We start from the raw sequence: 26,688 nt of genomic DNA, 5'->3' as shown, positions 1-26,688 counted from the left end.
ATTATACAGAGCAGAAGAACTTTAATGCCGCTCTTGTCCGAAATCATTGCATTTACCCATTACTCCATCCAAATTTAAAGAAGCATCCTATGGCTTTAAGATGAGGAGGAAGAATTGCCCGATCAGCTCAATTGAAGGGCATCGATTTAGGAATCGATACCCACATTTACCTCTGAAGGCAACATGCCAAAATAGCGTTTAAAAGCGTCTGTCAGGTGACTTTGATGATTAAAACCTACTGCTGTTGCGACTTGTCCGATGCTCATTTTCTCTTCCAGAATGAGTCTTTTTGCTTCTTCCATCCGCAGGCGGGTCACATAGCCATAAATAGTGATGCCAAAATACTCTTTAAAAGCACGCTTCAGTTTAAACTCATTTAAGGTGGTGATTTTTGATAACTCTATGATGGTTGGTGGATAACGGTAACCGGAATCCAGCACCTCTCTGGCATGTTCAATTTTCTTTAAATCATCAGGTTTGATCTGGTATCTTTCCACTTCCAATCCGGACTGCATTTGCTCCAGTTGTAGCATCAGCAGCTCCAGAATCTTCGCTTCGGTATGCATTCTTTTCAACTCTCCGGAACGTTTACATTCGCAAATGTCGTTGATCAGCCTTCTCATTTCAGGGGTTACGGATAGGTCTTTCGCAACAAATGAGGTGAATTTTCCTTTGAGGATCTCTTTTACAAAATCGGTATGCAGTAAAGAATGTTGATCAATCAAATGAAAATAATAGGCTTTGGAAAGCACCAGTAAAAAATACTTATATTCCACACCAGGAAGCATCGGATATTTTCCTTTCAAAGAGGGAATGTAGCGAATGTTATGCCTGCTACCCATCCTCCTGCTGTTTTTGGAAAGGCCTTTTTCCGATGAGGCCGGAGTAGCGCCATAAAAGATAAATTGCGAGGTGATGGTTTCCCCTTCTACTTCTGACAAGACCTTCACATTCTCATTAAACTGCATGGTAGAATGTACCAGAAATAAGCCTCCTGAACTCAATTGATAATTGATCAGTTTATTGACAGAAGGCATTTTAATGTTGATGTTCTTTTCTGAAAGTGGCGTATTGGCTATGTACATTTCAGGAATTTCTTCGATGAACAACCAGTCTTCAGAGCCCTCTATCTTTGATTTAATTTTCATTCTTTTTAGTATATATTCCTTCGCTTTTTCCAATGTAGCTATTGGATTCCGCTTATTTAATGGAACAGGTTTGCTGTTTTAGGTTTTACTCATGAGCTGATAGACCTCGTTCATATAGATCGATTCATCAATGGCCTGCTTAAAATTTTCAAATTCTTCATAGCAAAAAGCAAAACAGATGTCGTCGTTCGGTGTATGTAGAATGATCCGCTCCACATCATCTGGAAATGGCAGACTATTCTTTTGAAAAGGAAGGCTAAATACGACTCCTCTAAATGCCTGAAAAGCATCAACACTGAAATTCAACAACAAATTATTATGCCACAGATAATACATTTTACATCCTACACAGCTACTGATCACTGTGTCTCCTTTGGTACTCAACACTCTCGTTTTGCACATCCTATTCTATATTTAATTTCAAATTTAATTTCTTTTCAGCACAGCCGTATTCCATCTGCCGCCAGTGGGCAATTCCTTCGGAATTACCATCATCACTTAAGGGCCTAAAACACAGTCTGCATTCCCCTTAACGTGCAATTTTATATGGCCCATTAATTTTCATTCTGGAACCACTGATCATTTTAATAAAATAACTTCCAGTATCAATTACATTTGCAGCCGGTACTCTGGCATTGAAATTTGCGATGGTCAATGTAGTTACCGGATCAATTCTGATTTCCTTTTTATCTTTATCAATCAGGTAGACCCTTGTTTTTGCCGTATCGGCTACAAAATAATTCCCTCTAAGTAGGAATAATGCTCCACGAACCATCGTCCTTGCCAGCTCAAAATCCAACAATGGCTGATTATTCACTCTTTTCAAATGATAGGTTTTTGCCTGGCCATCCTGAGCAGTTACCGTATATCGGGTAGCATCAGAAAAAGCAACTTTCTGCCCGGAAGCTGGAACAATACTGGCACGTTCAGACACCCTGATCCGCGGCGTAATTGAATCCGGCATATCCATAAAAGGAGGCCAATACATGATGATGCTATCTCCTTTAAGCACGCCATCGATGTTACTTTTTCCGTCTATGCTGACTTCAAAATGTTCGATATCATGGTAAGGAAAATCGGTGTATTCCTTTTTACAGGCAGAAAGGGAAGCTAGAAACAATACCAATACACCCAAAGTGCAGGACATTACTGAAGATCTCGTAAACTTATATTCAGGCATCTTAAATTTAATTTGATAAAATCGATGAGTTAAAAACAAAGCGCTGCCAGAAATATCCGGCAGCGCAATAGGTAGATGATATTAAAGTATTTCTCCGTATTGGATCACGTATTTACCACGGTTAAGCGTAGCAGTACCTTCCCCGATGATAGAAGTAAATTTCAATGCATAATCAGGTCTAGCATCATTTGAACGTGCAATGATATAGAAGTCTGGTGCTAAAGTATTTCCATTAGGTGCAACATAAGAGTACCATCCATTTGCAGCACTAAGTGGTGTTGTACTTTTTCCAATAGTTGTAGCAACCGTTCCTGATGTTGTGGCATCAATTAAAGCAAATGTTAAGGCAGGATCCTGAATATACTCTAAAGTATAACCATTTACGCCCTGTACAAATGAATTGTTGGTTCCATTCAATACGATGTCAAATCTACTGTCGTTTGTAGAGGCCGTATCCAGGCTGGCTGACTGGCTAAGATTGATGTAAATAGAACCGAAATTTCCGCCTCTAGGATTTCCCCAGTGGCCAAAAATCGTATTTGAAGTTACTGGTGTAACTGAGGCCACACTATTTGTAGATTTTAAAGCACCTGCAGGCGCATTTCCTTCATTTTGTTTTTTACAAGAGGTGACAGCTAAAGCGATGGCAGTTACAGCAAATACGGTTTTTATAATAGTTTTCATATTGTTTTTTTTAAATGATTTAAATTTGTAGATGATTAATTTTGAGAGTTTAATTGATTAGGTAGAAGCGTTTTTTTTCATTTAATTCATTAGCATCAGTATTTAAGTTTAACATTAGGGATTTATAAAACCTCCTCTGTACACAAGTCGGTTGTATGTCTATTTCGCGGATACCGTAAGCGATCCAAGCTTACTTACCGGTTTCCAGTTTTCAAATTCAAAAGTGAAGGAAGCGGTGTAATCGTACACGCCTACAGGGAAATCATCAGGCACTTTAAGTGTCATTTCCAGAGGAGTGAAACCGAGGATAGGCAGGTCATAGGAAACTGCATCATTCAGTTTTACCTTCACCGATTTCAGGCCTAAAAAAACACTTTGAAAAGCTGGGAAAGAGATGCTTTCTCCTTGCTTTACATTCTTCGATGGCATGAGCAAATCCGGCTGACGGTGGACAATATGAAGGGGTTCTTTCATGGTAACCACCTGGTCATAATATTTCAGATTCATCTGATAAACCCCGGTATCTATCGTAGGACCTGGCGTAAAAAAAGCCGTTTGATCTACTGCGCCGGGACGCCATACCACTTCCGCATCATTCACTTTAATCAGCTTTCCAGTCTTTTTATGGATCAGGTCTATCTGTAGCAGTCCGGTACCGAATGCGTTGAAATTTCCGGAAAAAGAAGTACTGTTAACAGGATAACTGATCATTTCTCCATTCACAATATAGGTAGCTGGCCAGCTGGCAATTAACTTCACAGGATTCATGACGATGATTTTAAGGGTATAGGTCTTTGTACTTCCATCTGCGGCTTTCACCGTATACTTTTTATCCTGTTCGTAAATTCCTACCGGCATGGGAACTTCTGTAAGTGTAGCGCCTTGGGAGAGCTTAATTTCCGGATCAATCAAGGAGAGTCCGTAAAAAACAGGTACATAAACTGTAATGGTATTGTTCAGCTGATTAATTGAGGCATACATAACAGTATCCTTTAAATTGCTCACCTTATATTCTAGTATTTTGTTCTCAGGAAGTGGTTCCAGGTCGACAGTCTTCTTACAGGCGGTAAGGACAATCATAAAAAATATCATTAAAAAGTAGCCGTAATTGTGTTTCATATCAAATGGGTATCGTGTTTTAATTGTATAGGATTCAGCGATTATTTCAATTCAAATTTTGTACTGCCTTTTGGCACCAACACATACTCAAAACTGAAGTACATATGGGGTGTATTTCTGAACCATTTATCGGGGCTAAATACATCCTTATAGCAGCTGATCATTTTAATTTTGGCATAATTTCCTCTGGAAGTGCGGATTACCAATGTTCTTGCCGGCGCTGTATTTCCATTTTTCAATTTAACCGGGCTTCCTAAAGCATAAGCCACATGGGATTTCTCATAGCTACTATCGCCCACAATTCCACCAGCAAAATCATAGATGTACCAGCCTGTGCCCTCCCCAAAATCACCCATATTATCTGTTCCAATCAGGCCAACACCAGTTTTAAAATCCACATCAGCAGGAACATTGACCACCTCATCGAAGGGTTTTTCAATAATAGTTACTCCCCCTTTTCCAGGACCACCAGCGCCAAAATTGCTGGTATTATCGCCATTGTTTCCAGATACAAAACTGTTGTACAAACCACTTAAGCCCATATCCCATCGGTGCGTTTTTGCCATAACAGCCGTTACCTCCTGTTTATCTTCCAAACTGAAATAAACCGCTTTCTTAGGGACTGTAGGGTTTTTATCATCAGTTTCCGCAGCCAGATTCTCTACCCTTTGGATTTTATAAAAAGTTACTTTACCCGGCTCAACAGGGGGATCTACCTTTTCCGGATCATCATCTTTGGAACAGGCGGTTGCCAAACTGACCATAATGCCAATCATCATCAGGCGACTATATTTTTTGAAGTATTTAAGCGTATTCATTTATAGTTATTAAAAGGTTAATCATTGGTTGAAAGGTTCCTGCTGCCATCCTCCTGCAGGAAATAACGAAAAGTGAAGTAAGGTGCCGGCCAGTTCAAATCACTCACCACAGCCGGCGCCCCCTTGTACATACTGATCAGTTCCAGTTTGGCGTATTTACCCTCGGCAGTCCGGATCACAAATGTTCGGTTCTTTACCGGTACGGCGATATGGGTATTCATCTCATAGAAGAACCAGCCATTCCCATTTCCCACATCAATCCCTGTACTACTGATGCCATTGGCTGTAAATTCGGCATCTGAAGGGGCGGTTTTCAGCTGAGCATAAGCCTGATTGATCACCATCATTGCTCCTTTCCCCGGACCTCCGAAACCCAGGCTATTCGCGTCTGAACCGTTGTTGATAGAGACATAAGAATTGTATTCTTTGGCAAAAGCCAGATCCCAGGCGCTGCTTAATTTCTCTGAAGCCGGAACTTTAGCGACTGTTTTCAGGCTAAAATAAAAAGGCTCAAAGGGTTTTCCACTACCCACCGTATTGCCTACATCACCGGGTAAATCCTTCACCACCTTACTCTTCCCATCTTCCAGCTCAGGTTTGATTTCCTTCTTGGTGCAGGCCGATAGCGTCAGAATACTGAGCAATACCAGGAAGCAGGATTTTAAACTTTTGTTCATGTGTCTATTTTTTGATGCGTTTATATAATTTTTCTTAGTGCTATAAGTCTTTTCTAAGGAGCCCATTAATGTTGCAGCACTTTTGTTTTAATCTTTAAAAAATCTCCAGTTGAGCCCTACAATAATGGCCCGACCTTGTTGAGCCGGCATCAACTGATTCCGGTAATCCATCAGGTTATCAGCAGTCAGTTGTAACTGCAGGTGTTTCTTGTAAAAAGTCTTCTGTATGGCCACATTGAATAAAAAATAGCTAGGCACATAAGTATCATAGGGATCCAGGAACAGGTTGGCACTATTCGCTTCTGTAAAGCCATATTTACTGCGGTAATTGACGCGGAAAGAACCTGTAATTCCAGTTGGCTCATGCTCATAACTGGCTCTGATATTGGCCATATGTCTGGATCTATTGGCCATTCCAAAATAATCAGATCTCCGGGAACGTCGCGGTGGATTTACCCCATCATATACCTGTGCATACAAGCCGGTACCATTTTTTATCGCCTCAACAATACCTAAGTCGACCGCGTATAACAACTGGTATCCGGCAGAGAGACTAAGCACTTTTGTGGCTTTCCAGTTCATCCCAATCTCGGTTCCGGCGGTATAGGCTTTTGCCACGTTGAGGTAAGAAAAGATCTGTTGCTGATTGGTTTTTAGGGCTACAGGTTCTGCACTAATGAAATTCCTCATGTCGTTGTAAAAAACATTGACATCTAATTTGACCGAAGCAATTGGCTGATAAGCAAATCCAGTACTGTAAGAAACCGATCTTTCTGGTCGTAAGCTCCCAATCTGATTGGCAATCGGGAACACGCTCATGATTTGTCCGGCTTCCTTCAGCAACTGAATTTCCCGCCAAAATTCTTCTGCTCCAAAAACAGTATAACCGGTTTGCAGGTTTGTAAACACCATATACAGCTGCTGGAAATTTGGGGTTTTGAAACCGGTTCCAATTGCGGCTCTTAAAATCAGCTGCTCAACTGGCTGATAACGCAGTCCAACACTCGGATTTATTTTAGAACCATATTTATCGTGGTAATCATAACGGGCACCACCGCTAAGACTTAGGCTGGAAGACAAATTCCAATCCGCCTGGCCGTAGGCAAAATAATTACTCATGTCCTTTTTTCCCCGGTAATAAGAATTGTCTAACCGTTCAAAAGCGGCACCTACACCAGTAGTTAACTGGAGCGTTTCAAAAAAACGATGACTTCCTTGTGTTTCTATACGGTGTAAGAATTGCTTAAACCGACTACCGGGAATGATAATATTTGTATTCAAATCTGTGATATCCTGAGCCGTTTGATACCTCGTGAAGTAATATTGCGTTCTCATTTTTGTTCCATTCCTAAAATTATTATTCAAAGAGAGGGAAGCATTCAAATCATGCTCATCAAGGATATCTTTAGTTGGCGATACCCCATAAGACTGCTCATTTACCGAATGTCTGTTGGCGTAACGTCCGTTAAAACTCAGGCTGCTGATTTCATTTAATAGATAGCGCCCGCGACTTTGAAAAGAATAGCTGTCAAATGGAGGTGCTGTTTTTCCTTCCTGCAGATAAGGATTGGAGTTAAAACCATCTGTCCGGTAATAATTTCCGGATAAATAAACCGATCCCTTTTTTCCGGCAAATGGGCTCTCCCCTTCCAGGGTGGCATCTACCATATTGAAACTGCCATAACGGATGGCGGCCAATCCTTGGGGCTGGGTAATATTTTTACGGGTTACAATATTGACCACCCCTGCCAGCGCTTCACTACCAAATAAACAGGATGAAGCACCTTTAATGATTTCTATTCTTTCGATATCCGAAACTGTAACCCTGGAAAGGTCAAAATTACCGCTATTCCGGCCTACCATCGGTTGTCCGTCGATCATGATCATCGTATAACCACTGTCGAAACCCTGCATTTGCAAGCCTACAGCCCGATTCCCGGCACCTATATCACTAACAATCGCCAATCCGGTTTGCTCTTTCAACACCTCGTCCAGACGGCGGCTCCCCATTTGTTCAATTTCTTTTCTGCTGATGACTGTGCTGGGCATGGTGGTTCTGGTCATGTCGATGAAATTATCCGGATTGCCATGCACACCATTCACGTTAACTTCCTTCAGGGATTCATTTTTACGAACCAGCCTGATGGTAATCGAGTTTTTATGACCTGATAAAACTTCTACCTCCTGTGTATAGGTTTCAAAGCCAATGGCTGATATCCGCAGTGAATAGGTTCCAGGATACAGTTGGTCCATTTGAAAGCTACCTTTGGCGTCTGTTATCGCACGTTTTCTATCTGGTTCCAAGGCTACAGTTATTCCGGAAAGCAACTTATTGGCATCGTCGTAGACAAGCCCTGTGAGCCTTCCTTTAATATCCTTTGCAAAACCAGCATTGGTCAGGAAGATGAACAGTATAAATAAGTAAGGCTTTGCAGCGTTTTGAGTAGTCATTTATTTCCAGTGCTATTTTTAATCAGTCTAAATAAAGTAGGCAAATATGCTTACATTTACCAATATGTTAGCAACGCAAAAGGGATTATTTTTAACCTTTTCGGGATAATATTTACGGAATCGGGATAATTTATAGATAGAATTAACTGAACCCGCAGAAAAAAGAGTGATTCCAAAAAACAAACAACACACTAAAAAACAGTAATTTATAACAATAAAAGCCAAATAAATCAGTACATCAATGCCTGAAAAATTAAACAGACCCAAAACCGACAAGTGCAAAATATTTATTTGGAATCAGTATAATTAAACATTCCTTTGTATCCTTATAAAGCCAAGAGCCTTTTTTTAAAATGACCAAAACACTTCATTCCTTCCTTCTCCTACTCTTATGTTATGTCGGAGTTCAGGCAGCTGCCCCAAAAAGAATCATCACGCTGAGTGGTGCCATCACAGAAACAGTAGATGCGTTAGGGTTGGGAAATCAAATTGTAGCTGTAGATGTGACCAGCATCTACCCTGCTTATGTTGCCAAATTACCGAGAGTAAGTCAAAACAGAGTTTTATCCGCAGAAGGCATCATTTCTTTTTCACCAGACCTTGTCATTGCCCCAGAGGGAGATATTTCCAAAGCCATTGCTTATCAGTTAAAATCAGCGGGCATCAAAGTAGTCAGTATCAAGCAGGAATTCTCTATTGCCGGTACTACAAAATTCATCAGAGCGGTTGCCGCAGCTGTAGAACAAAGCCCAAAAGGAGAAATCTTAGTAAAGCAGCTCTCTTCAAATTTACAGCAAAGTCTGGCGGAAACCGCTAAAAACCCAAAGCATCCAAAGGTCCTGTTTGTTTATGCAAGAGGTACCGGAGTGATGATGGTTGCCGGTAAAAACACCAATATGGATGCGATTATTCAGCTTGCTGGTGGTAAAAATGCGGCAAATGGTTTTTCGAGTTATAAACCTTACACTACAGAAGCCCTGGTGAACGCCAATCCAGACCTGATCCTGATGTTTGATTTTGGCTATCAAAGTCTGGGGGGCATCAATAGCATTTTAAAAATGCCAGGTGTATCACTGACCAATGCGGGAAAGAACAAAAGAATCGTACAAATGGATGGCGAATTGTTAACAGGTTTCACTGTGCGACTGCCACAAGCCATTAAAGAATTGAACAGTAAATGGTAATCAAGAAAGTCAGTCTTTACATTTCCCTAAGCCTTGCTTTATTTCTTGCTGCAGCTTTTTCTCTGGGACTTGGTGCAGTAAAAATTCCGGTTACCGATGTATTGCTGATATTGGTAAGAAAAGCAGGTTTTTTCAGTGAATACCAGGTTTCTATCCAGCATGAAGGCGTCATGAATATTGTCCGCCTTCCAAGAGTGCTTTTAGGAATTCTTGTCGGCGCTGCATTGGGTATTTCCGGTGCAGCAGTGCAAGGGATCTTTCGTAACCCCTTGGCAGAGCCGGGATTGATTGGAATTTCGGCAGGGGCTTCCTTAATGGCTGTCATCGTAATCGTCTTAGAAATGGCCTTATTTGCAGGTTTAAGTAATATACTGGGCTATTATCTCTTAGCGTTTGGTGCATTTGCAGGTGCTGGAATTGCGGCAATGCTGGTTTATCAAATATCCCGCACAGATGGAAAATCGAATGTCGCCACCATGTTGCTTGCAGGTATTGCGATCAATGCTTTAGCGGGCGCGCTCACAGGCTTAATTACTTATATGGCAGATGATCAGCAACTGAGAAATATTACTTTCTGGATGCTGGGAAGTCTAGCTGGTGCAACCTGGGAAACTGTTCTCGCGATTTTTCCTTTTGTACTCCTACCCGTTTTGATTCTTCCTTATATGGGGAAAGCACTCAATGCATTTGCCTTAGGTGAAACTCAAGCCAATCAAATCGGACTCCGTGTAAACCGGATTAAACGTAATGTGGTGATTCTGTCTACACTTGCTGTTGGCGCTGCTGTTGCCGTATCCGGAATTATAGGATTTGTTGGCCTGTTAGTACCGCATACCATACGACTCCTCATCGGGGTCGACAATAAATATGTGCTTCCTGCCTCTGCATTGATGGGTGCTTTAATGCTGACCCTCGCTGATATGCTGTGCAGAACAATTATCGCCCCTATAGAATTGCCAATCGGTGTCATCACTGCTTTATTGGGCACCCCCTTGTTCCTCTATATATTAATTAAAGACAAAAAGAAACTGGTATTATAATGTTAATCGCAGATCACATCAGTTATGAAGCAGGAAAAAGGACGCTGGTTAAAGAGTTGTCTTTCAGCCTGCGCCCGGGCGAAATGCTGGTGATATTGGGTGCCAATGGCGCTGGTAAATCTACACTTTTGCGCATGCTCAGCGGAGAAAAGAAAGCTTCAAAAGGAAGTATTCATTTACATGGACAGTGCATCAATTCTTACTCCTCTCCGGCGCTTGCTTTAAAAAGAGCGGTATTAAATCAGCAAAATATCATAAATATGGCCTTCCTCGCACAAGAAATTGTGATGATGGGACGTTATCCTCATTACCAGAACCATCCGACTGCAAAAGACAAGGAGATCTGTGATGAAGTGATGAAATTAAGCGGTATTACACATCTTGCAGACCGTTCTTACCTCAGTCTATCGGGGGGAGAGCAACAAAGAGTACAGTTATCCAGAATTCTGGTGCAAATTTGGGATGTCCCTAACGCTTTGCTCCTGCTGGATGAGCCGGTATCTGGACTGGATTTACAATATCAGCAACAAACGCTGGCGATTGCAAAGGCCTTGGCCTCTAAGGGCTTTATGGTGATTGGCATCCTTCATGACATCAACCTTGCCGCACAGTATGCTGATCGGATTCTGATGCTTAAAAATGGCCGGAAATGGTATGATGGAACTGCATCTGAAGTGCTGAGTACCAAAAACATCTATGAGGTCTTTGAGATCGATGCCGATGTGTTCACCAATCCAAGAACATTGAAACCCTTTTTTATCCCTAAAAATACAAACGTACAAATCAATTCATTTTAACCCAACACCCCTTTATGATTACCGCAACCAACACCCTAAAAGAAAAATACGAAGCCTATAAAATTGCCAATCCTAAGAAACGTATCAGAGAAGCCGCTCAGGAATTACAAGTATCTGAAGCAGAATTGCTAATGACTGGTCTGGGTACGACTGTTACTTTTTTGGCGCCCGACTTTGAAAAGATCCTGGAATCTGTAACCTCGTTGGGTTATGTGATGGCTTTGACACGCAATGAATATTGTGTAAACGAGAGAAAAGGGGTGTATGAAGACATTTCCTTTACGCCACATGCAGGTCTGGTTTTAGGGGCAGATATTGACCTTCGCTTATTCCTACGTGTTTGGAAACATGGTTTTGCTGTAGCTGAAAACGACCGTCAGAGTTTACAGTTTTTTGATGCACATGGAACTGCCTTGCACAAGATTTACCTGACAGACCGCAGCGTTGTAGCAGCATACGAAACTTTAGTGGAAAAATTCCGCAAAGCAGAACAGGAAGCAGTAGCGATTGAATCTGCTCCGGCAGCAAGCCCTGCATCAGAACTTCCGGATTCGGAAATCGATGTGACCGGTTTTCAGGAAGCATGGAATAAAATGGGCGATAGCCATGAGTTTTTCATGTTGTTGAGAAAATTCAAGGTAACGAGAACTCAGGCATTGCGTTTAGCACCTGCAGGAAGAGCAAAAGAAACTACTGTTGAAGCTTTTAGAAAAGCAATGACTGCCTGTTCAGAAAAACAGGTTCCTGTAATGGTTTTCACTGGAAATGCAGGTTGTATTCAAATCCACAGCGGAAATATTACTAAATTAGTAGACATGGGTCCATGGTTTAATGTTTTAGATCCAGAATTTAATTTGCACCTTCGTGAAGATGAAGTTCGTAGCGTTTGGCAGGTAGTTAAACCATCTACTGATGGCGATGTCAACTCTATTGAATTGTTTGACAAAAACGGAGAAATGATTGTTCAATTTTTTGGTAAACGCAAGCCTGGAATTCCTGAATTAGAGAGCTGGCGTGAAGTCCTGAAAGAATCGCTTTAAATATGACAAATACACCCAATTCAGAAAAAAAAGCCAAAATTATCAAATGGGTAAAGAAGTTTGGTTTCTGGGGATTTTTATTCTTCCTGGTCAAAGGCCTGTTATGGCTGGCTTTAGGTTACTGGGTCATTAAATGATAATAGAAAAGGAGTTGTTTGCTCAGGATTAACCTGTAGAGCACAACTCCTTTTTTTTATTAGCTTTCTTCTGCCCCCTTGTCTTATTGGGCTATTATTTCCACCTATTCCCCTTTATGCGTATACAGGATCTTTTTGATTAATGAAATTTGTCCGAGGTGATAGTGTGTATGTTCAATAATTCCCTGTAGATTCCTGTAATAGTTTCCGTATTTAGGATCGATAAAATCCTCAAAAAGCTGTTCTTCTTTTAGCCTCTCGATTTGTAGGGCAAATGACTCTGCCTCAGACAAAGTTTTGGTGATTAATCGTTGCCAATCTTCTTCAGAATGGATCTCCGGTAAATCAAAACTCAATTTATCACTGGCATTTAAGGGCTCCCCTTCTAAAACTTTCAGAACTGCACTTACATAATAATTCATATGAAAAACCAGGACTGCGATGTTATTTAAATCCGCAACTTTTGTTGTGGCTTGTTGCCAGTCTACATCAGCTAAAGTCTCCTTAAGGTTAACCGAGGTCCAGTTCCCACCAAAATGTACATCCCTGAAATGTTTTGCGATTTGTTTGATTGTATCCATATCCTCCATCCATGCTATTCTTCTGGAATCACATAAGTGTAGATTTCTTTGTAGTCCGCACTCGCTTCTTCTTTGTTGTACCAGAATTTTTTAATTCTTTGATTGTCACCCTTACTGATAAAAGATCCTACAATTTCGTCCTCTCTACCGTTTTCCCAAAGGAGGTATGCTGTCGTTCTTACATCATCACCATCTGCCTGAGGTAAAGGCAGTGGAATATTTAAGGTATAAGGACCACCAGCATATCTTGGTTTAACCAGGTTGTCACTCACCCTACCAATATTATTAAAATAAACCTTTTTTCCGTCAACCAGGTGATAAAGTTTAATACCTGAAAGTGTTTCCTGACTTAGCGTTTTTAAGTAGTCATTTCCTTGCTTGTCTGAATAAGCTACAAAGATCCTGTTATCAAATATCGCACAACAATATCTGATCTCTTTTTTACAACCACTTAAAGTAAGTGTGGAAATTAAAGCCAGTAATATCAGCAATTTATTTAATGTATTCTTTAGCATAAGGCGAAATTTTGATCCTAAATTAACAAAAGCAAGATAAACATAATTCCACTTAGATTTTTAAATTGAATCAATTTCGTTAGGCGTAACAATAAAATAACGATATAACCTGATTAAATGTCCTGGATTTAAGCGTTCTTCGATTGTTTTCATCATGTTAAGAAATGTTAACTGAGACTAACGTGGCGATTATTAAGAAGAATCCGCTGAAGAAAACCAGGAGATGCCTGGAGCATATTTGAACCTTCCTCAATCCTGATCCAGATGCTTTAGAAAGCAATGAAATTCAGAATTGAGGAAGGAATACTACAGTCAGAATTATTGATTCAGCAATGGTTTTACTGTTTTCAGCATCTCATCTGCTGTCGTCTTCGCCAAAGATTTTATCTCGAAAATTTCCAAAGCTTTATTCAGTTCAGCCAACTGCTTGGTTTGCTTATTTTTGGTGTATAATGCTCTCAGGTACTTAATTTTCTCAAAATCCTGTCCACCTTCAATTAGTTTTTCAAATCTCATAGAGCTCAGCGGACCAGGGTAAACCATGTAGGTATCGCCAGCTGGCCAGGTGATAAAACGACTATCTGCCATAGGATCTTTTGTCCAGCTATTGTAAGCCCATCTTAAATAACCTTCCATATTTTTACTTGCAGTGTACCAACCGATCCAAACTCCTTCTGCCGGTGAAGAGAAAGTAAAGCCATTTGGATAAGGCTCGGTACAGCAGGTATACCAGGTGCTCAACTGACCTTTTTGCTTACGCTTTGCCAAAGTAGCCGCAGGAAACTCCCATCTCGAAGCAATGCAATACACATCAATGTCTTGTTCTATCTCAGGGTGATAATCGCCCGCCAAAGCAATCTTCCAGCCTTTATCGGTCTCTTTCAATAATTTAATCACCGATTGCATAGCAGCCATTGGTCTTTCGTCCATGGCAATATAAGTTTTGTTGAACCATCCCTTTTTCTTCAGGTGCTGGGTAAAATCGGTCAGCATTGGTTTCCAGAAAGCATTATAAGCAGGTGTACCAATCGCATCGGTAAACACCGCTTCTTTCTGTGAAGCTTCATCATAATAGGTGAAAGCGATTTTCCAAGGCACCATACTGTAGCAATTGATGCGTTCAGTAATGCCGCATTCCATTACAAAAGAGATGTACTGATCAAATAAACTGTAATCGTATTTCCAGCTGCCATCTTTTTTCTTCGTCCATTTCACCAGACTTGGATAATCATCATAAGTTTGATGTCCCCATGGCTCATTTACGATACTTGCTGTAATGGTTTTCTGACCCGCATTAGCCAACATCGTATAGTATTCTTTCATCGCCGCATAATGCTCTTTACTCCAAAGCGGAACATTGTGCACACGGGCGATCGAGGCCGGGTGTTGCCATAAATCCAGATCATACTGCCATTTATTAGGTGCTGGCAATGTTTTGTCTAATACCTGAATACTGATAGGCAAGGAATAATCCTTATCTCCTTTTATTTTTACTGTACCTGTATAATTTCCAGCTTTAGCATTTGCAGGAACTTTAATGCTCAACCAGATGGGTTGTGTGCTGTTCTTATTTAAGGAGACAGATTTAGTTTTGGTATCAATGGCATCCGCTACATATGAAGAATCAAAATCTGCTGGTTTCCGGTGGCCACAACCGTCCCTAAATTCATCAGTGATTACATATTTAAGAAAACCAATGTTAATGTTGTCTTTTTTAAGCAGGTTACCTTGCTTGTCCTTCAGGTCTGTAAGTTCGTAACTGATATCCTTTCCACTTTTATTAGCCCATACCAGCACTTGCGTATGTACTTTCTCGCCTTTCCAGGCTTTTGCTTCCCAGCTGTTTGTTGTCGCTACTTTCGGTGGCAATTCCCTTGCAAAGCGCATATCGGAAGAAGCGAAACTTACGTTAAGTCCATTTGGGACTTTCGCCCATTCCTCATTAAGAATTTGCTGGTTTATTAAGGGCTTTTTTTGCAAAGCTAAACTTGCGTCTTGTGCCTTAACATTTAAAGACAAAAAGGCCAGACAAGTAAAAAAGAGATGTTTCATAGCTCTAAGTTAGCTATTTAGAGAGGATGGCAAAATGATTAATACATCAGGTTTGTTACGCAAGCGTTTGTGTAAATGTAACAATCTGGATATATTTAACCAATAGCTGTTTTCCTTGAACTTATCCGTTTTAAAACAAAGAACAAGGGGATGAGCAATAAAGCAAACCACAATTCCGAAATTGGAAAGCGTTCTTTTCTTTTGATTGCTTTCCGGTGATGTGGCATTTTGTTCTTTTATCCCAATAGTTTTAGCCCGTTTATCCAACTGTATTTTCTCTTCAGGTCTGTGTTGTCCAGACTTTAATGTTCCAGATATCATTACCTGATCTGCCATTCCAGAAAAAAATTCTCCAAAACCTCCACCGGAATCTTTAAAGCTGTTGCCACCCGCTCCAATATTTGTTGCTCTTCAATTTCTTTCGCCTCTACCAATGAAACCCTCTTCTGGTTCCCACTCGCTTGTCCTTCGATTTACTATTTTAAAAAACCACCCACATAAGCAAAAAGGCATATAACTTGTTCCCCCCTCTTCTTACTTTCGATCTCTTTCTTTTCATCATTTCAAACAGAAATTCTTCAGGAAAACGGGTAATATTACCTCTTACCAAATGCAAAATATTCCCATAATTAATCGTAAACCACTTTATCTAGATAAATAATCAAAGGATTCAAATAAACATAGCGCTCTATTTTATTTTCTTTACCAGCATCATAATTGAACAGACTGTTTATTCTGTCTGAAAAATCTGAAAGTGCTATTTTTCGTTCATAATCTACTTTTGAAGTATAATTGAATACTATAACCGCTACTGGAAGTATGATCACTGATTTACCAGGTCTCGAAATGATAGAACTGTAGTCTATTTTTTTTAAAGCACTGTAACTCTTAACTTTTACATAATCAACACTATCATTAGGAGCGACACGCTCTACTAAAACCTTATTCTTGATTTTATTTACTTCAATTCTTATCGAAAAGCTATAGAAGGCAATGGAATCCTTCAATCGATCTGTATCGATATGAATACTTGTATCTACCTGTCTAATTAAATGACCTCTTGGACTTTTCTGAGCAAATGAGATGGTTGTATTAAAAAGGAGCAGGAAAAACAGAAATGAACATGTTAAATATCCAAACGTTATACTTACAGGAATATTTGAATCCCAAATTATCGTTTTGGTTCTATTCATAATCACACTTTATATAAATTTACATTATCAAAATACACACTTAAACTAAAAAACTAGTACAAATAGCAAACCGATTTAAATCTATTAATTACATATTGGAGTTCCCTTTGTATACCCAACATTCGAAGGGTCAAGAGTTGAAAGTTTATATAAACCTGAAATTGCACCTATCTCACCCGCAGTAATTTTATTTCCATCACTCATCGTGTATTCTGTATCAAGAGATAGCCCAGGATTGAATACTTTAGAATCGGGCACACCACTCCATGCAAGTGCATATTTGTATCTAGTTCCCCAGATATCTCATTGTTTTCCCAATCAATAGCGGCCGAAATTTTCTTGTTCGATATTCCTTCATTCTTAGTTTGTTCTATAATTTTTTTTAGCAGCAGCAATACTCAGCTCTTTTTGAGCTACGCCAGTGACTTCAGAGATATCCTTTAGTAATTAGTAATGGTAATTTATTTTCATTTAAAAGCGTTTTTTATTTTTTAAAAATATTAAAATAGTCTTAAAATGCAATTAAAGCAACTCCTCATTTTTTTGCTACGTGGAAGCTTATTTTTCATTCTGTTCGTGGAGTTCAATATGCCTGCAATAAATTTCTGGAATTAGGAAAAAATCCCTTGATCATCAGGAACATGAGCAAAAAAGGCAATTGCTGGGACAATGCAGTGGCAGAAAGCCTCTTTAAGACACTAAAAGCTGAATGTGTTTATCAGCACAAGTTTACTGACAAAGAGCAGGCAGCCAGCATTGTTTTCGAAAATATTGAAACATGGTATAACCTTAGAAGACTACATTCTGCCTTGGGATACTTGTAAATGCTATAGTCTATTTTTTGCAAAGCAGTATAGCTCTTTTTCATTACAAAATCTAAGGTATCATTTGGAACTACTCGCTCCACGACAAGTTTATTTTTAATTTTATTCAGCTCGATTCTTACCGAGACGTAATTCATAATCATTTAATTCTGTCTTCTTATTGTTGCTAATTTGCGTTTTCCTTTCTCATAGTGATAAAACAGACAAATTAAAATTCTCTGAAAAGCTTTGAGTACATTTATCAACTCTATAGGCTGAGGAAAAAACAACGCTTAAATATTTTATCATTTTATAATTTCAACAGAAGCTCATTTTTTGCTCCTTGTTCGCTTCTTATTAAGCTTAAAAATCAGATTCTAAAAATCACTACTTTCCAAAAAAATCATCAGCCGGGAGGTTTCAGCAGGCGTTATCTGCTGCCCCCCTTACTAAACTTTTTCTCAGGGTTCGTTTGATCATAAAAGTCAAAATGACAATATAAATATTCATGCCAATATATTAATTCCAATCAATTCAATCTTTAAGGTTTTCTTACCAGGAAAAACCCTTTATCGTACCCCTGTACACTATTGTCAATGTTAATTTGTTGCTCACTGACTACATATGAAGCAAATTCAGTTTTAATCTCGTAGTTATCAAAATGCTTGAGGAAATTCTTTTCATTAAAAAACCATGAAGGATATTTTGCTTCGTAAATCTCAGGAGGTACAATTTGCAAGGTTAATCTATCAGGGTTGTTATCACAAATAAAAGCCGTTCGATCTATCAAGATGTATTTAAAGTCAAACTTTTTCAATTCATCTAGAAACTCATGGGGCTTTTCCAGATACTGTACGACTCCTGATAGTAATAATATATCCGCTTTCTTATTGCTCATGCTATTAGCAATTGTCGGATGGAACTTAAGAAAATCATCCTCAAACATTGTTTTACCACAATTAACATAGTCTTTTTGCTCCACTACACTCCAATGCACTTCTAGTCCCGATGGAATAAAATCCCGAACCTGATAATAAGTGCTTCCTAGTGAACCTCCAAAATCAATCACATTTAAACGATTATTGCAATTTATAGCAGCGTATAAAAGAGCGGATATTACGGAATATGGATATATCTTTTCATTAAATAACACAGAATCCCGTTCATAAACGGCCTCACCATTTTTTATTTTCAATAATGAATTGCGTGTTTTATTTAAAATTATATCTGACTCATATCCACCAGAAAGCGCTACAAGTTCGCTCCAATCTTTATAATCACCAAACCAACCACATCTATTGTTTTCAGGTTTCTTTTTTCTCTTAAAAAATGACATATATAGCCTATAATTTGTTTGGTGCAAAATAGATATTTACTTTGACAGATAGTCCTCTTTAATCTAATGAAACCGTTATTTATTCTAGAATTACAACAATAACATGAACATTAAATTGGGCTGCTAAATGTTGTATATTTAAATTTCTACCAAATTCCTATGGAGATTTATATCCCGATGAACAGTGTGGTCTTTTATGAATGCACCAGGTCTTATTATATTCGTTTTCTATTACAATTAATACTTAAACTAACTTCAATGTAACTTGTAGTTAGTTTAAGTAGTTTTATCATCCTAATACGCTGTTAAAAAACTATTTACATTATAGCTCGGATTTCCCAACACTACTAATGATCCATCGTTTTTATTTACTTTGTGAAGTCTAGCATTTTGAAGAATGTATAAAGAGTTATCATAGAATGCCATTCCCATTTTATAAGTGTTTAACCAATCTTGTCCTCCCAGTATTACAAATGATCCATCATTAGTATTAACTTTGTGCAAGTACCCATTTTGCACTATGTAGATGAAACCATCTCCTGAGCTAGCGATCGCTTCTGTCCCAGCCCAATCTGGATCACCTAGTATAGAATATTCTCCAGTATTCTGATCTACTTTGTGTAAGGTAGAATTCTGAACAACATAAAGATATCCATTATAGGCAACCATAGCTTCTGTTCCTCCCCACTCCGGATTACCCAGGATCGAAAAATCTCCTGAAATTGGATCCACCTTATGTAGCCTTGAATTTTGAATTATATAAATAAAACCATTTGAGGAGGATGCTGCAACGTCAGTTCCATTCCAAATCCCTGTTTCACCTATCAAAACCCAGTCTCCATTTAAAGGATTTACTTTATGTAAATTTCCTGCTTGAACAATAAAAATGGAACCATTTAAATGTGCAACTCCCTGAGTATTGGCCCAAACATTAGACCCCAGATTCTGGAATCCACCGGTTAAATAATCTATTCTACGTACGGTTCCTTGTTGATGAACAGAAAATAAATGTGCGTTAGCACCACTGAAGCTTGTAGGTGGAATTACTGGGCTTGGGATAAAAGTTGTATAACTAGTTGACGAATACTCAGTGCCACGTAAATTATTAATTAATTTACCATTTAAATCATACGTCAATGCTTGGAACTTTAAATATATTATACCACCGACTTTACCCGGGGGTATGGTTGCCGTAGCAGTTCTTGTATTTAAGGGTTGTGTTAAAATAGTTTCCGTAAGGGTAACTGGAGTTGTTAATTGAATCTCATTCTCACCACTCTTTTGATAAACAACAGTAACTATCCAATCGATTTTTTCATATCCATAATTCCTTAGGAATCTTACAATACTATAGTCTACTTTAAATTCTGTAGAAGTAATTAATGAAACTTGAAGTTGTGAACCTACCAAATACTGACTCTGAATGGAAAAACTATTTAGAGCAGCAGCAGATAATTTTAAAGAAAATAAAAAACACACTAATAGAAGAATATAATATTTTTTCATGACTTATTTTTCATGGTTAAGTTTGTATTCATTGGCTGATTTATAGGCTGATTCAATTGTTTCTAACGACATTTTGAATACTGTATTAGGGACAGAGAATTCTGCAGAAGTTTCATTATAGTGAATTTTATCGCGATCAATATCGAAGGAGATCGATATATAGGTCATCAATTTTTCCAACTCGATTTTTTTTGTCGATTCAATTTCCAGCTTAGTATCTACATTTTCTTCTTTTTTGCAAGCAGCAGTAAGTGAAAATAAAATTACAATTACAATCCAATGGATTTTTCTTAAATAAAAGTTCATCTTTTTTTATTATAAATAACATATACCCTACTCTTTTATAGATTTTCGGACCCTCTAATTAAAGCGCTTGACAAAAATTACAATAACAACTACAGACTTGTTAAATATGCACATCCATTATATCCGCTATTTATGTTGGTAATACTTCCTGTTCCCTTTTCTACTTTTAGAAGTACACCGTTACGAATAACATAAAGAGAATTATTGTAAAAAGTCATTCCTTTTTGATGTGTGTTTGCCCAAACTTGTTCTCCTAGAATAGTGAATGATGCATCTTCTGTACTGATTTTATGTAGATAAGAATTTTGAATGATGTAAATAAACCCATCTCCTGAACTCGCAATTGCTTTTGTACCTCCCCAGTCTGGCTCACTAATTAGCGTTATTGCTCCTGTGTTCTCACTTACCCTATGTAGTCGAGAATTTTGAACAACATAAAGGTTTCCTTGATAGGCAACCATCGCTTCAGTTGCTGACCATTCTGGATTTCCTAAGATTACATATGCTCCTGTTATTGGATCCACCTTATGTATTCTCGAATTTTGTACAATATATAAAAAGCCGTTTGAGGAGCCTGCTACGGCATCTGTACCATTCCAATCTCCCATAGTTCCTAAAATAGTATATTCACCTGTTTCAGGGTTCAGCTTATGTAGATTTCCGGCCTGAACGATATATAAAAATCCATTAAGCGATGCCATTCCCTGAACATTCTCCCAGTTTTCACTGAAGTTCCAATATCCACCAGATACATAACTGGCTTTTCTAAGGATAGAATAATAAGTTGAAAACAATTTTAGATCTCCCTTAAGGAAAGGATTTGGATGTTCTTTTCGTGTAGTAACATATAACTTTTTGGAATACGTAACATCCCTATCGGTATTTATCAAGTCTCCAGAAGTCTCGTCGTAAGACAACTGCTCGTATTTCAAACGAATTTCTACATAGTCAAAATGTAGAAGGTTATTTGGCATTGTGCCCAAAATTTCTAGATTATTATACATCTGAGATAGGCCGTCAGTATGAGTTAGAGTGATTGGCTTGGAGATGTTCTGTTCATATGAAATTCCATCCTCCTCTCCAATTGCAACGAGAGTAACTATCCAATTCAAATTTTCCAATCCGTAACTTCTTAATGCCCTCGTTACTGTATACTCCGCTGTAAATTGTGTAAAATTTGAATTTTGACTAATAGGAACATAATTATCAGTATCGTCAAGCTGATACGCTCTTTTAATGTAAAATCTATCCAATTTTGCGGCATTTACACAGCTCAAGGACATAATTAGGAATAGTAGTGTGAATACAGGTTTTCTCATTTAATATTTAGGTTAATAAATTGAATTTCTTAAAGATGCTTATGCTTCTTTTTCCGCTATAAATGTTATTATATATTGTAAAAATGGGAAATACAATTGTCCATATCTTAGATTTCTAAGACATCAAGAAAAGAGTTGATCCTCTATGAAATTTCTAATTGTTAGTTGCAACTAGGCTAATCATTTTACATTCAATAGGAACATCCTTACCAATTTGAAGTTTGCAGAAAGGACTAATTAACGCTATAATAACGAGTTATCGTTAATAGGTATTAGGATTTGAAATTTGCATTTCTGATAATACAGAATAATTGTAAAATTTTTAGAATTTGAGTGAGGCATGTTAATTTATTTTTAATAACTAATTTCAATATTTTTTTTGCAAAAACAAAATAATTATTTCTAAATAAACTAAAATTGATTAATCAATTATTTATTACAGAACCTGCTTGGTTTATTTATCAGTATTAATCAAAAAACATCTAGGATAGGTTACCAATTTTTGTTGCAGTTGGTGATTGAAAATAGGATAACATAGTTCTTTGCACATTTAAACATTAAATTAGTAGATGCAAGGTGCCCCATACACCTCATCTATTTTAGATAAACAATTAATCTCAATTCAATTTTCCTCAAAATTTTGGTTAAATAATAATTTAAACTACTGATTTTACTAATTTTATTAGCATAATTGCAATGGAAAAACCTTGTAAAAATGAGAACAGTATCATTAGATTATAGAGAGACCGTAGATTTACTACAATGGAAGTTAATTACCTTCATCAGGTTAAACTATGCTTTAACCTCAAATATTCACTACAAAGGAAGATTTGTAAATACTACAGAAAATGCCGTCATATTTAATTTCATTGAATTTACTGAGGCATATAGAGCAAAATACATTGATCCTGATATTGAAGGCTACCAGCTCAAATTCATTGAATTTATCAAACCCGTATTCTACGACTTTATAAAGGAAATCAGATACGGCGGACATGGGTTCCTGATCAAAATCAGATACAAAGCAGAAACCTTCGAAAAAAGGTTTACTGTTTTAAATGATGAAACCCAAAGTCGTTAACTATAGGGGAGCAGGCCTCCCCTATGTTTACAACAGAATAATTACGATTTATTTTTCTGTTAAACCACTGCTGTATGTTCTGCGCTCTGGCCCAATTCCTTTCAAGGTTAACTTTTTCCAATGAGCAGGCATCACACTCCTCACTTTCTTTATCCCATCATCTGTAATATCCAGTCCGCCAAAACCCATCATCACCGCTTGAAGTGCACCTCCAGCACCCGTAGCAAAATAAGGATTTGTGCCCGCTTTGGTTTCCGCAATTACCCTGAATGGAGGATTTAAATTCGGCAGGTATGCATCATTAAAGTAATGAGCAGCTTGCAAAGCATCACCTGTTCTGGCATGTAAAAGAGCAAAAATTGCCTGAGTCATCGCAGGGGTATTCGCCACAGGAACACGCCCTTGATAATAATCCAGATCGCGGCGAATCTGATCAGGAGCAGTAACTACCTTTAATGGGTAGGCCAGCAGATTCACATCGGCCTGTTTTATGGATTCTCCGACATAACTTGCATGCTCTTTGGTTACCCCATCAGGAAATTTAAGAATCGGAATATTCCTAGCCACCAGACTCCAATCCGGATTCGCTTTTAAATTTAGCAGAGCAGCTGCCTTAACCGCGATCTCCAGATTGCTTTTAGCCACCGCATTGGTAAAGGCATTATTGTCTACATTTTCTGCCCATTCATCGGCAGCTACCACGTTCTTAATTTCGTACTTTCCAGGACCATTTCGTTCTACCCTGCTCGCCCAAAAATCTGCAGTAGCGGAAATGATCGGCCAGCCTTTTTCTCTTAGCCAATCCTGATCCTGGGTTACACCATAATAATTCCATGCCGCAAAAGCAACACAACCCGTAATGTGGTGTTCAAAAGGTCCGCTTAATGCCCATACCGGAGTTTCTTCCATACCAGAATCTGCGCTTTCCCAGGGGTACATCGCCCCTTTATAACCATGTTCAAAAGCATTCTTCTTTGCAGCTTCCAGCCGATTGAAGCGATAATTCAGCATTGGTTTAGCCAGTTCCGGATGTAAAAGCAATAAAGCCGGCATCATCCAGATGTCGGTATCCCAGAAAACATGTCCGTTGTAGCCCAATCCGGAAAGCCCCATCGGAGACAATGAATATTCGGACCCTTCCCTTGAAAAAGCATACAAATGGTACATCATACTATGGATATCCTGCTGCGCCTGATCATCACCTTGCAGAATAATGTCACTCTCCCATAATTTATCCCAGGCCTGATGATGTTTCATCAACAAGCGTTCCCTACCTTCCAGCTTGGCAAACAGCGTCAATCGCTCTGCTTCATTCAGGGGATCGGGATGATGTGAGCTCGTTAATAAAGTTCCGGCCAAGCTAAAACGATAAGTACTTCCTGCTTTTATCTTTTTATTAAAACGCATGCTGTGGCGGTTATGGTCGTAGCTCGCATGGCTCATCTCAGGTTGCAAAGCTTTAGGTTCCTCAAATATAAAAGTGCTGGAGGCGGCAATATTTATTTTACCCGTCGGGCTCTTGGCCGTGCTGCTCAACAGTCCCGCTTTCACATGCGAACGATTAATTTCACTATAATAGTTCTGTACCTCCCTCAGCGCATCCGGACTTTCCATGATACCCGCAGCACTGATTTCAAGATCTTCATGTGCAGTTACACAGACATCCAGCATCACACCATACGGGAGCTGACGCAAAGCATAATAAGTATAGCTCACACTGGCTTTAGTGCCAAAATCAAAGGAAGAAGCAAAGCTTCCTTTTTTCATGTTGAGCTCCTGAGAAAATTTCTGAATGTTCTTCTCTGAAACACTCTGACCATTCACAGAAAAGGAAAGGTTTAACAAGTTGATGCTATTGATAAAATTACTGACCCTACCTCTTCCATAAGCATCATAAGCACCTGCGAGCACGGTGCTTTTCACTTTAAATGGTTCTGGCGCAGAAGTGACACCAATGATGCCATTGGCGATGCTGATGCCATAATAGTTTTGAGGATCAATCTTTTCAGCCTTGATCAGCCATGGATTGATTTGTGCATAACCGCTCAGTACACTGCATAGCAATGCACTAAACAGGACATTAAATATATTTTTCATATCTATTTAGAAAAAAACCTGTGGCCCCTGCATAAAACAGCAGAGACCACAGGTTAGCTTATCAGGTGTAAACCTGTTGATTAATAACCTGGATTTTGAGTAAGACTGGCATTCGCTTCAATCGCACTTAGTGGAATTGGCAAAAGCACTTTATAAGCTGGAGTCACATAGTTTTTTTCTTCTCTCGCATCACGGTATTTATTGAAACGTACCAGATCCGTACGACGGTTACCTTCCCAATACAATTCAAAACCTCGTTCCTTCAGGATTTTATCCAGATCTAAACTGGTATAAGCAGGCATACCACGTTTCGTGTTTCTGATGTAATTGATGTCTTCTAAAGCACCAGCAACATTACCTGACCTGAATTTCGCTTCCCCACGCATCAGATAAGTATCTGAAATCCGGTATAATGGAAAATCATTTCCTGCATTACTGGTATTGGTAGTAGATGGATTTGGTGCAAATTTAACCACCCTTACTCCCTCCTCTTCCTTAGAATTCTTAATGCTGAACTCCTTGGTAAAGATCAGCGGTGCACCCGTACGTGTTTTCAAAGCTACACCTGTTGGAGAATACTGTTGACCAATCAAAAAGCCCTGATTAAAGCCCAGCTGACTGATCAGCCTCCTGTCACTAAATCTTTTATCTGAAGTATCCCAGGTGTTCACAAATGTTGGTGTAGTACAGCAACCGTTCCAGAGACTGGTAAAACTGCCAAACTTTTGATTGTAATGTAAGGTAATTGGAATCCATACCGCACCTGTAAGTCCTATTGTTTCATCATAAATCACAGAAAGAATAGACTCCGTGTTTTGCAGGTACTTGGCATTGTCGTACTGGAACATTCCCCAGTAATCATCTGCTACAGTATACTGACCAGAATTAATGATCGCATCACATTGCTGTATGGCTTCCGTCCATCTCGCGTTTCCAGTAAACACTTCATGATTCAAATAAACATTTGCCAACAACATCTGAGCTGCTGCTTTAGATACTCTGCCGTAAGGAATTTCTGATTTATTTTTCAATTGAGGAATTACCTCATTCAGTTCTTTGATCATTCTATCTACCGCCATCTGACGATCAAGAATAACCGGTACTTTCGAATAATCAGTTTCCGTAAACTCCCTGAAAGGAAATTTCCCAAAGTTATCGGTAAGTCTAAACATGCAAAGGGCACGGATAAACTTTACCTCGGCAATGTAACCATCTACTTTTGGAGATTTAGGAAATTCCGACAAGTACTTCAAAGCCACATTACAGCGGGTAATGCCCAGCATAAAGCTGTTCCAGGTATTTCTTACATAAGAATTGGTAGGTGCATAATCGTGGGTAAACAGCGCTTGTAAATCAGGGGTTACCCAATCTGATCCTCTTGCCGGCCATGCCAGCTCGTCGGTCACCGATTGAATCGTTCCCCAAACTCCAGAGCGGTTTTGTAAATCCCTCAGGTAAGCATATGCCGGAGCCACAATCATCTCCACATTTTCAGGATTATGGATCACTTTATTACCATTTACCTCATCCAGAATTTCTTCCTCTACGGTACACGCGCTAAGCGATAAAATGGCCGCAGTGATCATGATATATAGTTTTTTCATCAGTGTATTTTTTATTTATG

The 26,688-nt window shown here is 38.9% G+C and carries 25 protein-coding genes and 1 pseudogene; 7 read left to right on the top strand and 19 right to left on the bottom strand.

Annotated features, from left to right (window positions below; all coding sequences use genetic code 11):
* Positions 1 to 146 precede the first annotated feature (146 nt).
* From R2Q94_RS07750 to R2Q94_RS07715, 8 genes are all read right to left on the bottom strand, one after another.
* Entirely contained in the window at positions 147 to 1,148 is a 1,002-nt protein-coding gene (locus R2Q94_RS07750; protein ID WP_316820878.1) for an AraC family transcriptional regulator, read from the bottom strand.
* Positions 1,149 to 1,226: 78 nt separating this feature from the next.
* Positions 1,227 to 1,550 (bottom strand): DUF6686 family protein, encoded by a 324-nt coding sequence (locus tag R2Q94_RS07745; RefSeq protein WP_316820877.1) that lies wholly within the window; start codon positions 1,548 to 1,550, stop codon positions 1,227 to 1,229.
* Positions 1,551 to 1,677: 127 nt separating this feature from the next.
* On the bottom strand, positions 1,678 to 2,328 hold the full coding sequence (locus R2Q94_RS07740; protein WP_316820876.1) for a hypothetical protein: 651 nt from the start codon (positions 2,326 to 2,328) through the stop codon (positions 1,678 to 1,680).
* A gap of 81 nt (positions 2,329 to 2,409) precedes the next feature.
* Positions 2,410 to 3,012, bottom strand: a complete 603-nt coding sequence (locus tag R2Q94_RS07735) for a hypothetical protein (RefSeq protein WP_316820875.1) — start codon at positions 3,010 to 3,012, stop codon at positions 2,410 to 2,412.
* Between the two features lie 159 nt (positions 3,013 to 3,171).
* Positions 3,172 to 4,131, bottom strand: coding sequence for a hypothetical protein (locus tag R2Q94_RS07730; RefSeq protein ID WP_316820874.1), 960 nt, complete (start codon positions 4,129 to 4,131; stop codon positions 3,172 to 3,174).
* A 41-nt stretch (positions 4,132 to 4,172) separates the two neighbouring features.
* Entirely contained in the window at positions 4,173 to 4,949 is a 777-nt protein-coding gene (locus R2Q94_RS07725; protein ID WP_316820873.1) for an HmuY family protein, read from the bottom strand.
* A 17-nt stretch (positions 4,950 to 4,966) separates the two neighbouring features.
* On the bottom strand, positions 4,967 to 5,626 hold the full coding sequence (locus R2Q94_RS07720) for an HmuY family protein (protein WP_316820872.1): 660 nt from the start codon (positions 5,624 to 5,626) through the stop codon (positions 4,967 to 4,969).
* An 87-nt stretch (positions 5,627 to 5,713) separates the two neighbouring features.
* Positions 5,714 to 8,077 (bottom strand): TonB-dependent receptor, encoded by a 2,364-nt coding sequence (locus R2Q94_RS07715; RefSeq protein ID WP_316820871.1) that lies wholly within the window; start codon positions 8,075 to 8,077, stop codon positions 5,714 to 5,716.
* A 353-nt stretch (positions 8,078 to 8,430) separates the two neighbouring features.
* On the opposite strand from R2Q94_RS07715, the gene R2Q94_RS07710 reads away from it, so the two are divergent.
* From R2Q94_RS07710 to R2Q94_RS07690, 5 genes are read left to right on the top strand one after another with little or no spacing between them, the layout of a single operon-like run.
* On the top strand, positions 8,431 to 9,261 hold the full coding sequence (locus tag R2Q94_RS07710) for a hemin ABC transporter substrate-binding protein (RefSeq protein ID WP_316820870.1): 831 nt from the start codon (positions 8,431 to 8,433) through the stop codon (positions 9,259 to 9,261).
* Positions 9,255 to 10,301 carry an iron ABC transporter permease gene (locus R2Q94_RS07705; protein WP_316820869.1) on the top strand — a complete coding sequence of 349 codons (1,047 nt, stop codon included), beginning with the start codon at positions 9,255 to 9,257 and terminating at the stop codon, positions 10,299 to 10,301. The genes R2Q94_RS07710 and R2Q94_RS07705 overlap by 7 nt, the downstream gene beginning before the upstream one ends.
* The gene (locus R2Q94_RS07700; RefSeq protein WP_316820868.1) at positions 10,301 to 11,098 is read left to right on the top strand and encodes a heme ABC transporter ATP-binding protein; all 798 of its coding nucleotides are present in this window, start codon (positions 10,301 to 10,303) and stop codon (positions 11,096 to 11,098) included. Before R2Q94_RS07705 ends, R2Q94_RS07700 begins: the two co-directional genes overlap by 1 nt.
* A 14-nt stretch (positions 11,099 to 11,112) precedes the next feature.
* Entirely contained in the window at positions 11,113 to 12,138 is a 1,026-nt protein-coding gene (locus R2Q94_RS07695) for a hemin-degrading factor (RefSeq protein ID WP_316820867.1), read from the top strand.
* 2 nt (positions 12,139 to 12,140) lie between these two features.
* The gene (locus R2Q94_RS07690) at positions 12,141 to 12,275 is read left to right on the top strand and encodes an alanyl-tRNA synthetase (protein WP_316820866.1); all 135 of its coding nucleotides are present in this window, start codon (positions 12,141 to 12,143) and stop codon (positions 12,273 to 12,275) included.
* A 104-nt stretch (positions 12,276 to 12,379) separates the two neighbouring features.
* Here R2Q94_RS07690 and R2Q94_RS07685 read toward each other — a convergent pair whose 3' ends face one another.
* From R2Q94_RS07685 to R2Q94_RS07665, 5 genes are all read right to left on the bottom strand, one after another.
* On the bottom strand, positions 12,380 to 12,856 hold the full coding sequence (locus R2Q94_RS07685; RefSeq protein ID WP_316820865.1) for a DUF1572 domain-containing protein: 477 nt from the start codon (positions 12,854 to 12,856) through the stop codon (positions 12,380 to 12,382).
* Positions 12,857 to 12,870: 14 nt separating this feature from the next.
* Positions 12,871 to 13,371: a hypothetical protein gene (locus tag R2Q94_RS07680; RefSeq protein WP_316820864.1), complete on the bottom strand. Its 501-nt coding sequence runs from the start codon at positions 13,369 to 13,371 to the stop codon at positions 12,871 to 12,873.
* Between the two features lie 318 nt (positions 13,372 to 13,689).
* The gene (locus tag R2Q94_RS07675; protein ID WP_316820863.1) at positions 13,690 to 15,423 is read right to left on the bottom strand and encodes a DUF4091 domain-containing protein; all 1,734 of its coding nucleotides are present in this window, start codon (positions 15,421 to 15,423) and stop codon (positions 13,690 to 13,692) included.
* Between the two features lie 9 nt (positions 15,424 to 15,432).
* The gene (locus R2Q94_RS07670; protein WP_316820862.1) at positions 15,433 to 15,759 is read right to left on the bottom strand and encodes a hypothetical protein; all 327 of its coding nucleotides are present in this window, start codon (positions 15,757 to 15,759) and stop codon (positions 15,433 to 15,435) included.
* Positions 15,760 to 16,052: 293 nt separating this feature from the next.
* Positions 16,053 to 16,616 carry a hypothetical protein gene (locus R2Q94_RS07665; RefSeq protein ID WP_316820861.1) on the bottom strand — a complete coding sequence of 188 codons (564 nt, stop codon included), beginning with the start codon at positions 16,614 to 16,616 and terminating at the stop codon, positions 16,053 to 16,055.
* Between the two features lie 548 nt (positions 16,617 to 17,164).
* Here R2Q94_RS07665 and R2Q94_RS07660 point away from each other — a divergent pair.
* Positions 17,165 to 17,440, top strand: a pseudogene (locus R2Q94_RS07660) (integrase core domain-containing protein); the annotation flags it as partial.
* Positions 17,441 to 17,960: 520 nt separating this feature from the next.
* On the opposite strand, the gene R2Q94_RS07655 reads toward R2Q94_RS07660, so the two are convergent.
* The 4 genes from R2Q94_RS07655 to R2Q94_RS07640 all read right to left on the bottom strand — a co-directional run bounded on the left by R2Q94_RS07655 (position 17,961) and on the right by R2Q94_RS07640 (position 21,886).
* On the bottom strand, positions 17,961 to 18,755 hold the full coding sequence (locus tag R2Q94_RS07655; protein WP_316820860.1) for a methyltransferase, TIGR04325 family: 795 nt from the start codon (positions 18,753 to 18,755) through the stop codon (positions 17,961 to 17,963).
* A 294-nt stretch (positions 18,756 to 19,049) separates the two neighbouring features.
* Entirely contained in the window at positions 19,050 to 20,261 is a 1,212-nt protein-coding gene (locus R2Q94_RS07650; RefSeq protein ID WP_316820859.1) for a hypothetical protein, read from the bottom strand.
* 3 nt (positions 20,262 to 20,264) lie between these two features.
* Positions 20,265 to 20,567 (bottom strand): hypothetical protein, encoded by a 303-nt coding sequence (locus tag R2Q94_RS07645; protein ID WP_316820858.1) that lies wholly within the window; start codon positions 20,565 to 20,567, stop codon positions 20,265 to 20,267.
* Between the two features lie 89 nt (positions 20,568 to 20,656).
* On the bottom strand, positions 20,657 to 21,886 hold the full coding sequence (locus tag R2Q94_RS07640) for a hypothetical protein (protein WP_316820857.1): 1,230 nt from the start codon (positions 21,884 to 21,886) through the stop codon (positions 20,657 to 20,659).
* 715 nt (positions 21,887 to 22,601) lie between these two features.
* Here R2Q94_RS07640 and R2Q94_RS07635 point away from each other — a divergent pair.
* Positions 22,602 to 22,967 (top strand): hypothetical protein, encoded by a 366-nt coding sequence (locus R2Q94_RS07635; RefSeq protein ID WP_316820856.1) that lies wholly within the window; start codon positions 22,602 to 22,604, stop codon positions 22,965 to 22,967.
* A 48-nt stretch (positions 22,968 to 23,015) separates the two neighbouring features.
* On the opposite strand, the gene R2Q94_RS07630 is transcribed toward R2Q94_RS07635, so the two are convergent.
* On the bottom strand, positions 23,016 to 25,064 hold the full coding sequence (locus tag R2Q94_RS07630) for a glycoside hydrolase family 65 protein (RefSeq protein WP_316820855.1): 2,049 nt from the start codon (positions 25,062 to 25,064) through the stop codon (positions 23,016 to 23,018).
* Positions 25,065 to 25,144: 80 nt separating this feature from the next.
* Positions 25,145 to 26,668, bottom strand: a complete 1,524-nt coding sequence (locus R2Q94_RS07625) for a RagB/SusD family nutrient uptake outer membrane protein (protein WP_316820854.1) — start codon at positions 26,666 to 26,668, stop codon at positions 25,145 to 25,147.
* Between the last annotated feature and the right edge of the window lie 20 nt (positions 26,669 to 26,688).

The sequence above is a fragment of the Pedobacter gandavensis genome (assembly GCF_032678465.1).
Lineage (GTDB): Bacteria > Bacteroidota > Bacteroidia > Sphingobacteriales > Sphingobacteriaceae > Pedobacter > Pedobacter gandavensis_B.
This window is presented reverse-complemented; position numbering and strand designations above follow the sequence as displayed.